The following is a 663-nucleotide window of genomic DNA, read 5'->3' as shown; positions in this document are numbered from 1 at the left end:
AGTAGTGATCTTGGTGGACTGAGTGATGATCAAGTTGCCATCGATAGTGATGTGACGAAGGAAACTAGCGACCTTGGGTCGGCAGCAACCTCGGCACAGACCAGTGATCTGAAGAGTGATACGAGCGCAACGGCGAGTGACTACACGAAGGATTCAGGTGAATACAGTAATGATGTCACTACCGCCTCAGCTGCTAAGTCGGATACTTTGAAGAGTGACCAGAGCAATATCAACAGTGATCAGACGAAGGTCAACAGCGATTCCAACCAGTTCTCCAACGGCCAAAGCAACGTGGCTTCGGACTTGAGTGATAGCAACACCACTTCAGATAAGTTGTCGAGTGATTTGGCTAAGACCAGCAATGATCTGAGCGACTTCACTTCAGATAACAGCAAGCTGAGTTCCGATACGGCTAAGGATTTCAGTGATCTCGGTTCCAACGGAACCTCCGATCAGACCAAAGCTTACACCAGCGACAGTACGCAGTTGAGCAATGATCAAAGCAATGACAAGAGTGACTCAAACAAGTTGGCTAGTGATCAAACGACCGCGAAGTCAAATGCTTTGAGCAATGACAGCAATAGTTTGAGTAATGACCTGAGTGACTTTAGTGACCAACAGAGTGATTTCAATTCTGAGCAAACGAAGTTTACAAGTGACGTT

Annotated in this window: 1 protein-coding gene; it reads left to right on the top strand. The window is 46.8% G+C overall.

Going from position 1 to position 663, the window contains the following annotated elements:
* Positions 1-663, top strand: a 663-nt coding sequence (locus HC026_RS12380; protein ID WP_168926205.1) for a hypothetical protein, incomplete at both ends; no start/stop codon positions are given.

The sequence above is a fragment of the Secundilactobacillus angelensis genome, assembly GCF_012641075.1.
Classification (GTDB): domain Bacteria; phylum Bacillota; class Bacilli; order Lactobacillales; family Lactobacillaceae; genus Secundilactobacillus; species Secundilactobacillus angelensis.
Note: the sequence above shows the minus strand (reverse complement) of the source record. Positions and strands in the feature narration are given on the sequence as shown.